General features: G+C 57.4%; 11 protein-coding genes. 9 read left to right on the top strand and 2 right to left on the bottom strand.

The window, feature by feature from the left end:
* The first annotated feature begins 141 nt into the window (after positions 1–141).
* From rhaB to rhaM, 9 genes are all read left to right on the top strand, one after another.
* Complete coding sequence (rhaB, locus tag HF679_RS17970) at positions 142–1,608, top strand: rhamnulokinase (RefSeq protein ID WP_187042265.1); 1,467 nt, start codon at positions 142–144, stop codon at positions 1,606–1,608.
* The gene (rhaA, locus tag HF679_RS17975; protein WP_123758024.1) at positions 1,605–2,864 is read left to right on the top strand and encodes an L-rhamnose isomerase; all 1,260 of its coding nucleotides are present in this window, start codon (positions 1,605–1,607) and stop codon (positions 2,862–2,864) included. The genes rhaB and rhaA overlap by 4 nt, the downstream gene beginning before the upstream one ends.
* Positions 2,865–2,972: 108 nt before the next feature.
* Positions 2,973–3,803, top strand: coding sequence for a rhamnulose-1-phosphate aldolase (rhaD, locus tag HF679_RS17980; RefSeq protein WP_123758025.1), 831 nt, complete (start codon positions 2,973–2,975; stop codon positions 3,801–3,803).
* 79 nt (positions 3,804–3,882) lie between these two features.
* Complete coding sequence (rhaS, locus tag HF679_RS17985; RefSeq protein ID WP_123758026.1) at positions 3,883–4,869, top strand: rhamnose ABC transporter substrate-binding protein; 987 nt, start codon at positions 3,883–3,885, stop codon at positions 4,867–4,869.
* Positions 4,870–4,919: 50 nt separating this feature from the next.
* A complete protein-coding gene (locus HF679_RS17990) occupies positions 4,920–6,431 on the top strand; it encodes a sugar ABC transporter ATP-binding protein (RefSeq protein ID WP_123758027.1) in 1,512 nt (503 codons plus the stop codon).
* Positions 6,428–7,435: an ABC transporter permease gene (locus HF679_RS17995; protein ID WP_187043064.1), complete on the top strand. Its 1,008-nt coding sequence runs from the start codon at positions 6,428–6,430 to the stop codon at positions 7,433–7,435. The genes HF679_RS17990 and HF679_RS17995 overlap by 4 nt, the downstream gene beginning before the upstream one ends.
* Positions 7,432–8,451: an ABC transporter permease gene (locus tag HF679_RS18000; protein WP_123758029.1), complete on the top strand. Its 1,020-nt coding sequence runs from the start codon at positions 7,432–7,434 to the stop codon at positions 8,449–8,451. The genes HF679_RS17995 and HF679_RS18000 overlap by 4 nt, the downstream gene beginning before the upstream one ends.
* Before the next feature lie 18 nt (positions 8,452–8,469).
* The gene (gene fucO / locus HF679_RS18005; protein WP_123758030.1) at positions 8,470–9,618 is read left to right on the top strand and encodes a lactaldehyde reductase; all 1,149 of its coding nucleotides are present in this window, start codon (positions 8,470–8,472) and stop codon (positions 9,616–9,618) included.
* Positions 9,615–9,929, top strand: a complete 315-nt coding sequence (gene rhaM / locus HF679_RS18010; RefSeq protein ID WP_123758031.1) for an L-rhamnose mutarotase — start codon at positions 9,615–9,617, stop codon at positions 9,927–9,929. Before fucO ends, rhaM begins: the two co-directional genes overlap by 4 nt.
* Before the next feature lie 46 nt (positions 9,930–9,975).
* On the opposite strand, the gene HF679_RS18015 is transcribed toward rhaM, so the two are convergent.
* Both HF679_RS18015 and HF679_RS18020 read right to left on the bottom strand, forming a co-directional pair.
* The gene (locus HF679_RS18015) at positions 9,976–11,364 is read right to left on the bottom strand and encodes a carbohydrate porin (protein WP_123758032.1); all 1,389 of its coding nucleotides are present in this window, start codon (positions 11,362–11,364) and stop codon (positions 9,976–9,978) included.
* 383 nt (positions 11,365–11,747) lie between these two features.
* Positions 11,748–13,013, bottom strand: a complete 1,266-nt coding sequence (locus tag HF679_RS18020) for an MFS transporter (RefSeq protein ID WP_123758033.1) — start codon at positions 13,011–13,013, stop codon at positions 11,748–11,750.
* Positions 13,014–13,015: the final 2 nt, after the last annotated feature.

Raw genomic sequence — 13,015 nt, forward strand, 5'->3', positions numbered from 1 at the left:
ACTGATTAACAGGAAATGTGAGCTTCCTCACGGTCACCTTTGCTTTCTTGCCAGCGACGGATTTTCCCTGTCCGTAGCAAGAAGGTGAGCCAGTGACGGCTTTTTTAGACTGCACACAATGATTTTCACAAGGATCTCCCCATGAGTTTTCGTCATTGTGTCGCCGTTGATTTAGGCGCCTCCAGCGGGCGGGTAATGCTCGCCAGTTATGACCCCTGTCAGCGAAAGCTGGCGCTGCGTGAGGTGCATCGGTTCGCCAACAGGTTGCAGAAGGTCGATGGCTTCGACTGTTGGGATATCGATAGCCTGGAAGCGGAAATTCGTCACGGGCTGCAGGCGGTATGCGAACAGGGCATCCTTATCGACAGTATCGGTATTGATACCTGGGGCGTGGATTATGTCCTGCTGGATCAACAGGGCCAGCGTGTCGGCCTGCCGGTGTCGTATCGTGATGCCCGCACCGATGGCCTGATGACGCTGGCGGAAACCCAGCTGGGCCGGGCGGACATTTACCGTCGCAGCGGCATCCAGTTTCTGCCGTTCAACACCCTGTATCAGCTCCGGGCGCTGGTAGAACAACAACCGGAACAGGTCAGCCAGGTCGCGCACGCGCTGCTGATCCCGGACTACTTTAGCTTCCGCCTGACCGGCAAGATGAACTGGGAATACACCAACGCCACCACCACCCAGTTGGTCAACATTAACAGCGATAACTGGGATGACACGCTGCTGAACTGGTGCGGCGCGCCGCATGAATGGTTCGGCACCCCCACCCATCCAGGCAACGTGATCGGTGATTGGCTATGCCCGCAGGGCAACGCGATCCCGGTGGTCGCCGTCGCCAGCCACGATACCGCCAGCGCGGTTATCGCCGCGCCGCTCGTCGACCAAAACGCGGCTTACCTCTCTTCCGGCACCTGGTCGTTGATGGGCTTTGAAAGCAAAACCCCCTGCACCAGCGATGACGCGCTGCAGGCGAATATCACCAACGAAGGCGGCGCCGAAGGCCGCTATCGGGTGCTGAAAAATATCATGGGCCTGTGGCTGCTCCAGCGGGTGATTGCCGAGCAACAGATCGATGACCTGGCGGCGCTGATTGCCCAGGCGGCGCAACGCCCTGCCTGTCGCAGCGTGATCGACTGCAACGACCAACGCTTTATCAACCCGCCCAGCATGCGCGCCGAAATTCAGGCCGCCTGTCGTGAGTCCGGACAGCCGGTCCCCGACGATGATGCCGGGCTGGCGCGCTGTATTTTCGACAGCCTGGCGCTGCTGTACGCCCAGGTACTTAGCGAACTTTCCCGGCTCCGCGGCCAGCCGTTCAGCCAGTTGCATATCGTCGGCGGCGGCTGCCAGAACGACCTGCTGAACCAGCTGTGTGCCGATGCCTGCGGCATCACGGTGGTCGCGGGTCCCGTTGAAGCTTCCACCCTGGGCAACATCGGCATACAGCTGATGACCCTTGATGAGCTGAACAACGTCGATGAATTCCGTCAGGTGGTGCAGCAAAACTACGCCCTCACCACTTTTACCCCACATCCTGACAGTGAAATTGCCCGCTTTATGGCGCAGTTTCAGCCCCAACAGACTAAGGAGCTTTGCGCATGACCACTCAACTTGAACAAGCCTGGGAGATTGCTAAACAGCGCTACGCCGCCGTTGGCGTGGATGTCGAGGAGGCCCTGCGCCAGCTGGACCGGCTACCGGTATCGATGCACTGCTGGCAGGGTGATGATGTTGCCGGCTTCGAAAACCCGGAAGGAAGCCTGACCGGCGGCATCCAGGCCACCGGGAATTACCCAGGGAAAGCGCGCAACGCCAGCGAATTACGCGCCGACCTTGAGCAGGCACTGAGCCTGATCCCCGGGCCAAAGCGCCTGAATCTGCATGCGCTCTATCTGGAGTCAGATACCCCGGTGGCGCGCAATGAAATCCAACCGCAGCACTTCCGTAACTGGGTTGAGTGGGCGAAAACCCAGGGGCTGGGGCTGGACTTTAACCCTTCCTGCTTCTCCCATCCGCTGAGCGCCGACGGCTTTACCCTGTCGCATGCCAACGACGACATCCGCCAGTTCTGGATCGATCACTGTAAGGCCAGCCGTCGCGTATCGGCCTATTTCGGCGAGCAGCTCGGCACCCCTTCAGTGATGAATATCTGGATCCCCGACGGCATGAAGGACATCACCGTCGACCGTTTCGCGCCGCGCCAGCGCCTGCTGAATGCGCTGGATGAGGTGATCAGCGAGAAACTCAACCCGGCGCACCATATCGATGCCGTGGAGAGCAAGCTGTTTGGGATCGGCGCCGAAAGCTACACCGTCGGCTCCAACGAGTTCTATATGGGCTACGCCACCAGCCGTCAGACCGCCCTGTGCCTGGATGCCGGCCACTTCCATCCCACGGAAGTGATTTCCGACAAAATCTCCGCTGCCATGCTGTACATCCCGCGCCTGCTGCTGCACGTCAGCCGCCCGGTGCGCTGGGACAGCGATCACGTAGTGCTGCTGGATGATGAAACCCAGGCCATTGCCAGCGAAATCATCCGCCACGATCTGTTCGACCGCGTACACATTGGCCTCGATTTCTTTGATGCCTCCATCAACCGCATCGCCGCCTGGGTGATCGGCACCCGCAACATGAAAAAAGCGCTGCTGCGCGCCCTGCTGGAGCCGACCGGACAGCTGCGTCAGCTGGAAGCCGACGGCGATTACACCGCCCGCCTGGCCCTGCTGGAAGAGCAGAAATGCCTGCCGTGGCAGGCCATCTGGGAGATGTATTGCCAGCGCCACGATACCCCGGCGGGCAGCCAGTGGCTGGATAGCGTGCGGGCGTATGAAAAAACGGTGTTGGTCCAACGCGGGTAGTGTCAGCACATCCCCGGTCGCGCCGTACTGAGCGGGCGACCGGCATATAAACAACCTATTTATGGTGAGGGGCGCTCCCCGCATCGCATTAACAGGAAACGCAAGACTATGCAGAACATCAACCACTCCTGGTTCGTCCAGGGCATGATTAAAGCCACTTCCGATGCCTGGCTGAAGGGCTGGGACGAGCGCAACGGCGGTAACCTGACGCTGCGTCTCGATGAGGCGGATATTGCACCGTTCACGGCCGATTTCCACGCCAAACCGCGCTATATCTCGCTGAGCCAGCCGATGCCAACCCTGGCTAATCAGCCGTTTCTGGTCACCGGCTCAGGTAAATTCTTCCGTAATGTGCAACTCGACCCGGCTGCCAACCTTGGCGTCGTAAAAGTCGACAGCGACGGCGCGGGATATCATATTCTGTGGGGGCTGACCGACGACGCGGTGCCGACGTCTGAACTGCCGGCGCACTTCCTGTCACATAGCGAACGCATCAAGCTCACCCACGGCAAAGACCGCGTGATCATGCACTGTCATGCCACCAATCTGATTGCCCTGACCTATGTCCTGGAAAACAACAGCGAACTGGTTACCCGCAAGCTGTGGGAAGGCAGCACCGAGTGTCTGGTGGTGTTCCCGGACGGCGTCGGCATGCTGCCCTGGATGGTGCCCGGTACCGACGAAATCGGTCAGGCCACCGCCCAACAAATGCAGCAACATTCTCTGGTACTGTGGCCTTTCCACGGGGTCTTCGGCAGCGGCCCGACGCTGGACGAAACCTTTGGGCTGATCGATACCGCAGAGAAATCGGCCGAAGTGCTGGTGAAAGTCTATTCGATGGGAGGCATGAAACAGACCATTACCCGGGAAGAGCTGATCGCGCTGGGCAAGCGCTTTGATGTGCAACCGATGCAGTCCGCGTTAGACCTTTATCCATAATAACATCGCGCCCCGCTCACTGAGACGGGGCGAACTCTGTCACCTGCAAACCCAACTCAAAATATGTGGAGTAAAAGCAATGAAAATAAAGACAAGCTTGATCCTCACCGTTGCCGCTCTGGCGTTGTCCGGTTCCGCTTTAGCTGAAGTAAAAATCGCCCTCGTGGCGAAATCGTTAGGCAATGGCTTCTTCGAAGCAGCAAACGTGGGTGCCCAGGAGGCAGCCAAAGAGTTAGGTGATGTAAAAGTTATTTATACCGGCCCGACCACCACCACGGCAGAAGCGCAGATCGAAGTGCTTAACGGGTTGATCGCCCAGGGGGTTGATGCGATCGCGATATCCGCCAACGATCCGGACGCGGTCGTGCCGGTGTTGAAAAAAGCAATGCAGCGTGGCATCAAGGTGGTCTCCTGGGACTCCGGTGTCGCGCAGGCCGGACGGCAAATCCATCTCAATCCGTCGAATAACGCCTTAATTGGCGAAACCAACGTCAAGCTTGCCGCCGACGCGCTGAAAGCGTTGAACGTCGAAAAAGGCGATGTGGCGATCCTCAGCGCCACCCCGACGTCCACCAACCAGAACATCTGGATTGAAGAGATGAAAAAGGTGCTGCCGCAGTACCCGTCCATCAATCTGGTTACCGTCGCCTACGGCGACGATCTGTCCGATAAGAGCTACCGCGAAGCGGTGGGCCTGTTGAAGTCTTATCCGGATCTTAAAGTGATCGTGTCGCCTTCATCGGTGGGGATCGTGGCCGCCGCACAGGCGGTGAAAGATCAGGGCAAAATCGGCAAGGTGTACGTCACCGGGCTGGGGCTGCCGTCTGAAATGGCCGGGGCGATCAAGTCCGGCGCCAGTAAAAGCTTCGCCATCTGGAACCCGATCGACCTCGGCTATGCCGCGACATATCTGGCTGACGATCTAGTCAAAGGGACCGCCACCAAAACCGAAGCCAACATGGGCAAGCTGGGTAAAGTGCAGCTGGATGCAAACGGTAACGGCGCCATGGCGCAGCCGTTCGTTTACGATGCCAGCAACATCGATAAGTTCTCGAAGATTTTCTAATCCTCATCCCCTGCTTCTCCTGGCGGCAGGGGAAAAACCGGAGAACTATCATGTCAGCACCCACTCCTCTGCTGTCGCTTAAGGGCATCACCAAGGTTTTTCCCGGTGTGCGTGCCCTCGAGAACGTGCAGCTCGACCTCTGGCCCGGCAAAGTGACCGCCTTAATCGGCGAAAACGGCGCGGGCAAGTCCACGCTGGTCAAAGTGATGACCGGTATTTATCAGCCCGAAGAGGGCGACATTCTCTATAAAGCGATCCCCATTCAGCTGCCGAACCCGGAGTCGGCGCATAAGGTGGGGATAACCGCGATTCATCAGGAAACCGTGCTGTTTGACGAGCTGTCGGTGACCGAAAATATTTTCGTCGGCCAGTATCTGCATACCGGCCTGCTGAAGAAGCTCGACTGGCCGGCGATGCATCGAAAAGCCGGTGAAATCCTCAATCGCCTTGAGGTGCAGATTGACCCGCGGGCGACGCTGAAAACCCTCAGCATCGCCCAGCGTCATATGGTGGCGATTGCCCGGGCGCTCTCTTTTGAAGCGCAGGTGGTGATTCTCGACGAGCCTACCGCGGCGCTCTCCCAGCATGAAATTCTGGAGTTTTATCAAATCGTTGAACGCCTGAAGCTCGACGGCAAAGCGATCTTGTTTATCTCGCATAAGTTCGACGAAATTTTCGAACTGGCAGATCACTACACCATTCTGCGCGACGGCGTGTACGTCAGCTCCGGCGATATTCACGCGATCACCGAAGAGCAGATGGTGGCGATGATGGTCGGCCGGGCCATCACCCAGACCTACCCGAAGGTCGACTGCACGCCGGGAGAAACGGTGCTTGAGGTGAAAAACCTGTGCCACCCGACCGAGTTTGCCGATATTACCTTTTCGCTGCGCAAAGGCGAGATTCTGGGCTTCTATGGCCTGGTCGGCGCCGGGCGTACCGAACTGATGCAGGCGCTCTCTGGGGTCTCCCGACCGTCATCCGGCGAAATCGTGCTCAACGGCAAAACGGTGCGCTTTCGCCAGCCGGCGGACGCCATCCAGGCCGGGATTGTCTGCGTACCGGAAGAGCGGCAGAAACAGGGGGCAATTATCGCCCTGCCCATCGCCCAGAACATCAGCCTGCCGCAGCTCAGCAAGCTGAACCCCAACGGCGTGCTGAACGATGCCCGCGAATGGCGGCTGGCGGATGAATACGCCACGCGTCTGCAGGTCAAAGCTTTTAGCTGGCGGCAGGCGGTAGAGACGCTCTCCGGCGGCAACCAGCAGAAAGTGGTGATCGGCAAATGGCTGGCGACCCATCCGGACGTAATTATTCTCGATGAGCCGACCAAAGGCATCGATATCGGCTCCAAAGCGGCAGTGCATCAGTTTATGTCCGAGCTGGTGAGCCAGGGGCTGGCGGTGATTATGGTCTCTTCGGAATTACCGGAAGTGATGGGGATGTCGGACCGGATAATCGTGATGCACGAAGGGTTGATGGTTGCCGAGTATCGCGCAGGCGAAGCGACGGCAGAAACCATCGTCAGCGCCGCCAGCGGCACCGGCCAGGAGGCAGCATAATGGGGCGACAACTGCTTAAACACCGCGAAGCGCTGCTGGCGGCGGTGATCGTTTTGATGATCGGCGCCATCGGCAGCCGGGTGCCGTCGTTTATTTCGCCGGGCAATCTGGCGGAGATGTTTAACGACACCGCCATCCTGATCATCCTCGCGCTTGGCCAGATGATGGTGCTGCTGACGAAAGGCATCGATCTGTCGATGGCCGCCAACCTGGCGCTCACCGGAATGATCGTCGCGCTGCTCAACGCCCACTATCCGGGGATCCCGGTTGTGGCGCTGCTGGCGCTGGCAACCTTGCTGGGCCTGTTGATGGGGGTAATAAATGGCCTGCTGGTGTGGCGGCTCGGTATTCCGGCCATCGTGGTCACCCTGGGGACCATGAGCATCTATCGCGGCATTATTTTCCTGCTCTCCGACGGCGGCTGGGTCAACTCGCACCAGATGAGCGCCGGGTTCCTCGGCCTGCCGCGCACCTCATTCCTGGGGCTGCCGTTGCTGAGCTGGTGCGCCATCGCCGCGCTGTGCCTGGTCGGCTATTTCCTGCGCTACAGCCGCACCGGCCGGGCGTTATACACCGCGGGCGGCAACGCCACGGCGGCCTATTACACCGGGATTAATGCCGGGAAAATGCAGTTCGTCAGCTTCTGCCTTTCCGGCGCGCTGGCCGGGTTCTGCGGCTATCTGTGGATTTCGCGCTTTGCCGTCGCCTACGTGGATGTTGCCAATGGCTTTGAGCTGCAGGTGGTTGCCGCCTGCGTCATCGGCGGCATCAGCACCATGGGCGGGACCGGACGGGTGCTGGGTTGCCTGTGCGGCGCGCTGTTCCTTGGGGTTATCAATAACGCGCTGCCGGTGATCGGCATTTCGCCGTTCTGGCAAATGGCGATTTCCGGCGCGGTCATTGTGATTGCGGTGCTCCTGAACGAGCGCAGCAATAAAGGGCACGGGCGGTTAATCCTGCGAAACGCAGCGTTAGCCCGGCAGAAACAGGCGGTGAAATCATGAGCAAAATGATGCTATCTGAAGAGATCAAAAGCGTGCCGGTTGCGCCGTCGCCGCTGCGCCGCCTGCTGTGCTGGGAGGGATTCCTGCTGGCGGTCACGCTGGCGGTGTTTATTGCCAATGCGCTGGCGTCTCCCTACTTCCTCAATATCTGGAACCTGTCGGACGCCACGTTTAACTTTACCGAAAAAGCGATCATCGTTCTGCCGATGGCAATGCTGATTATTGCCCGGGAAATCGACCTCTCGGTGGCGTCGACGATGGCGCTAAGCTCAACGGTCATGGGCTTCTGCGCGGCGGCGGGGATGGACACGCCGCTGCTGGTTATGGTGGGTCTCGGCGTGGGGCTGCTGTGCGGCCTGTTTAACGGCATCCTGGTGACGCGCTTTAATCTGTCGTCGATTGTTATCACTATCGGCACCATGAGCCTGTATCGCGGCCTGACCTATATCCTGCTGGGCGACAAGGCTCTGAATCAGTACCCGGAAAGCTTCGCGTGGTTCGGCCAGGGCTACGTATGGGGCGCGCTCTCCTTCGAGTTCGCGCTGTTTATCCTGCTCGCCGTCGCCTTTACCTTCCTGCTGCATAAAACCAACTTTGGTCGCCGGACTTACGCCATCGGCAATAACCCCACCGGAGCCTGGTTCTCCGGGATTAACGTCAAGCGCCACAACCTCGTGCTGTTTGCGCTGGTCGGGCTGATGGCGGGCCTGGCCGCGGTGCTGCTGACCTCAAGACTCGGCAGCACCCGCCCGACCCTGGCGATGGGCTGGGAGCTGGCGGTGGTGACCATGGCGGTACTCGGCGGCGTCAACATTCTTGGGGGGGCCGGCAGCATGGTGGGGGTGATTATCGCCGCCTTCCTGATGGGGCTGGTGACCTTCGGCCTGAGCCTGCTCAACGTGCCGGGCATCGTTATGTCAATCATCATCGGCGCGATGCTGATTGTGGTGATTTCACTGCCCATCATTACCCGACGGGTGATGCAACGCAGGGGCAGCCAAAAGGATAACCCGTAGATATTAAGGAGAATAATCATGAGCTTTATGTTGGCATTACCCAAAATTAGCCTGCACGGCGCAGGGGCCATCGGCGATATGGTGGAACTGGTGGCGAAAAAACCGTGGGGAAAAGCGCTGATTGTCACCGATGGTCAGTTGGTAAAGCTGGGCCTGCTGGACAGCCTGTTTGCCGCCCTCGATAAACACCAGTTGGCTTATCATCTGTTTGATGAAGTGTTTCCCAACCCTACCGAGGCGCTGGTGCAACAAGGCTATGCCACCTATCTGGCGGCAGGCTGCGACTACCTCATCGCCTTTGGCGGCGGTAGCCCGATCGATACTGCCAAAGCGGTGAAAATTCTGACCGCGAACCCGGCCCCGTCGACCGCCTATGCCGGCGTGGGCAAAGTACAAAATGCCGGCGTGCCGCTGGTGGCCATCAACACCACCGCCGGTACAGCAGCGGAAATGACCAGCAACGCGGTGATTATCGATAGCGAACGCCAGGTCAAGGAGGTGATTATCGACCCCAATATCATCCCCGATATTGCAGTCGATGACGCCAGCGTCATGCTGGATCTCCCGGCCTCCGTCACCGCCGCCACCGGCATGGATGCCCTGACTCACGCCATCGAAGCGTTTGTTAGCGTCGGCGCGCACCCGTTGACCGACGCGAACGCCCTGGAGGCGATTCGCCTGATCAACCTGTGGCTGCCGCAAGCCGTAGACGATGGGCATCACCTTGAGGCCCGTGAGCAGATGGCCTTTGGTCAGTATCTGGCGGGAATGGCGTTTAACAGCGCTGGTCTTGGCCTGGTCCACGCGCTGGCCCATCAGCCCGGCGCCACCCATAACCTGCCGCATGGCGTGTGCAACGCTATTCTGTTGCCGGTGATCGAAAACTTTAACCGCCCGCATGCCGTCTCCCGCTTTGCCCGCGTGGCGCAGGCCATGGGGGTCGATACTCGCGGCATGAGCGATGAAGCCGCCAGCATGGAGGCCATCGACGCCATTCGCGCCCTGAGCAAACGCGTTGGGATCCCGCAAGGCTTCAGCCAGCTTGGCGTCAGCAAAGCCGATATTGAAGGCTGGCTGGATAAAGCGCTGGCCGACCCCTGCGCACCTTGCAACCCGCGCAGCGCCAGCCGCGACGAGGTTCGCGAGCTCTATCTGGAGGCCTTATGATCCGCAAAGCCTTCGTCATGCAGGTCAATCCCGACGCGCATGAAGAGTACCAGCGCCGCCATACGCCAATCTGGCCAGAGCTGGAGGCGGTGCTGAAAGCCCATGGCGCGCACCACTACGCTATCTATCTCGATCCCGCGCGCCACCTGCTGTTCGCCACGGTAGAGGTGGAATCGGAAGCCCGTTGGGATGATATTGCCCGCACCGAAGTCTGTCAGCGCTGGTGGCAGCATATGGCCGATATTATGCCGACCAACGCCGATAGCAGCCCGGTGAGCGCCGCGCTGAAACCGGTATTTTATCTGGAATAAGTGGCGAGTTGCCCCGCGATATTCGCGGGGCAATGCTGACAGGTAATCAGAAGAAGTATTTAAAGCGCACGCGGGCGCCGTAACGATCGTCGTCATCGCTCTGGCTCAGCTTATCGTTGCTATCGAGCAGAGAGTAATAAGCCCCGAGATAAATATTAAAGTTCTGCATATTCATCACGTTCGGGATTTGATACGAGGCGTGGAAGGTATGAATATTATAAGTGCCTTCATCTTTAATCCAGCAGTCGTTATCGCAAATTACCCCGGCATAATCGTTAATTTTATTATGTGCGTAGACATATCCCAGCTCAAAGCGCTGCCATAGCGCATTCACCCCGGCGGTAAAATCTTTTTCATTACTGGCGTCCATATACGCGGTATTCAGATTCACCACCACGCCGTTATCCGGATCGCTATTCAGGCCATTCCAGGTCATGGTCAGGCCATATCCGGTACGGTCAGACTGATCGACAAAATTCCCTTGGGCATTCTGATAACCATAGGCATTGTTTACCACGTTCGACTCCATCGCCGCAGCGACAGAAAAATCGTCTTTCGCCCATGAAATCACCGGACGCAAATAGGCGACGTTCTTTTTCTGCTCCATATTGCGACCGTGGTAGCCGCCGTTGTCATACAGCGACGTGCCATCTTCCAGCAGCGTATTGAGCTCAAAATACCAGTTGTCGATCTGCTTGCTCAGCAGGAAGTTACCGCCGGCATCGGAACGGCCGCGACCCTCTTTCATCATATAGATATAACCGTGACCGTCGCTGTAGAGGTCATTTGCGGTATTGCCGGAGTGCTCAACAAAGGTGTCCTGATTAAGCGGGAACATGTCGTAGGCTTCAAAGCGACCGACCTTCACCTTCCAGTCATCCTCCTGACCAAAAAAGAACACGGCGTCATCGAGGTTCATCGAACCGGTCATATCCGCCAGCGGCTGAACCGAGAAGCCGGCAAAATAGCCGTTGTCCATTTTGCGCATGCCGTCAAACCCCAGCAGGATGCGGCCATTGAGGTCCCAGCGATCGGAGGTCGGGTCGCTACTGACATCGGCGTTAGTCATCGCCAGCAAGCCGCGTTTGCTTTCGGCATCCATGTTGAATTCAACATCACCATAGATTTTTAAATCACCGTAGCCGCTGAGGGTCAGGGCAGGTACGCTGGTGTTTTTCTGCGTTTCAACATCCGGGGTCTGGCTTTTTACCGCCATCGTGCTGGGTGTGGTTTTAAGCTGCTGGATCTCTTGTGCCTGTTCAATCTTCAACTGCTGGATCTGATTTTCGGCTTGCGTGGCGCGACTCTCCGCCGCAGCAAGCCGCGATTCGAGCTGTTGCAGGCGTTGTTCCAGCGTTTGTGACTGCGTTTTTGCCATACCGGTATTTGCCGTTAATAATAAACCAACGGCTACCGCTAATATTGTCTTATTCATCGTTATGTTTCCCAGAGATAAAATTTCAATGACTGGATTAATTAAAATCCACCACGTGAATATTTTTATATATGCCATGCTTTATTGTTTTTTACTTATTAACGCCCGGCAGTTCCGGGACGCTTTACCGCAGGTAATCGAATAGTAACAACTCCTTTTCAGCCATTAAAAACAATTCTTCATTATCGTGAGCGAGATAACACAGGAATACCGTAACCCTTAATAAAAAACGGGTCACAAATAAACCATAAAAATAATTAATAACCACACCATGAATAATCTAAATAAGAGAGCCAGACCAGCAGAGCCGGAATATTTCCGGTTCTGCATCTGGCGTCTTAATACATTAATGATTTCAATATGATTATAGGTCTGGTCCCGGCCTACACCGCCATCGTCTTATTGCCGACGCTGTCGACGGCCGTTTTTCCTGACAAGGTGAAGGCGGAGATAATGGTGACGACCAGCGCAATGCTCCCGAGGATCAGGTAGGTGTCCTGGAAACCAATCCGGTCATACATATTGCCGGCAAATGCCGAGAGGAAAATCGCCGCCACCTGTTTGGCAAACTGAAAGCCCACCAGATAGATAGTCGCCGACAACCGGGTATCGAACACCCCAGTAATATATTTGAATGCCCCCACCAGCAGGAACGGGACTTCCAGCGCGTGCAGCATTTTCAGAACCACCACCTCTGCCGCCGTCGTGGCGAACGACGAACCGATCATCCTCACCGCCATCACCATCCCGGCAATCAGCAGGGTATTCTTCGCGCCGATGCGGTTAATGATCCACGGCGAGCTAAACATAATGATGGCGTTGCAAATTTCTCCGGCAGTGGTCGCAAAACCAAAGGCGCGCGTGCCGGCTTCCGGGGTGGCAAAGTAAGATTTAAAGAAGGTCGCAAACTGCTGATCGAAGACGTCATACACGCAGGCCACGCCCACGACATACAGAATAAACATCCACATCTTGCGCTGGCGGAACATGCTGATGGCGGTTTTGAGATCCACCGCGGGACGGTTGGCGCCTAAGGAATCCAGCACCTGCGCGGACGAGCTGGCCTGCGGTCTGGCAATCGCCACCAGCATCAACAGCAGCAGCGCGGCGATCGACCCCATCCAGAACACCCATTCGGGGTTCACGCTAAACAACATCCCGGCCGTAGTCGCACACAGCGCCCAGCCCAGGCAACCAAAGGTACGTGCCTTACCGTACTCAAACCCGCTATTGCGGCTTACCCGTTCAATATAGGCCTCCATCGCCCCGGCGCCGGCAGAGAAAACAAAGCCGATATAGGCCCCGCCACTCAACGCACCGAGCCAGATATTGCTTTTCAGCAGCGGTGCAAAGACATACAGGAAGAAGGGGGCAATCAGGACCAGCAACACCGTGACGATCCACATCAGATGCTTCTTCAGCCCCAGCTTGTCGGAAATAACCCCGAGGATCGGCTGAAAACAGATAGCGAACAGCGACAGGCTGGAGAAGACGATGCCGGTCTCGGTTTTATTCAGGCCAATGACATCCGACAGCCAGATCGGCAGAAACGGAAAGCAGGTGGCCATAATGAAGAAGTAGAGAAAAAAGAACAGTCCGAAAATCCAGAAGTTAGGGTTATTTTTATGGGTACAGACGGTCGGGTTCATTG

Origin of the sequence: Enterobacter sp. JUb54, from assembly GCF_014298075.1 — a bacterium.
GTDB lineage: Bacteria > Pseudomonadota > Gammaproteobacteria > Enterobacterales > Enterobacteriaceae > Klebsiella > Klebsiella lignicola.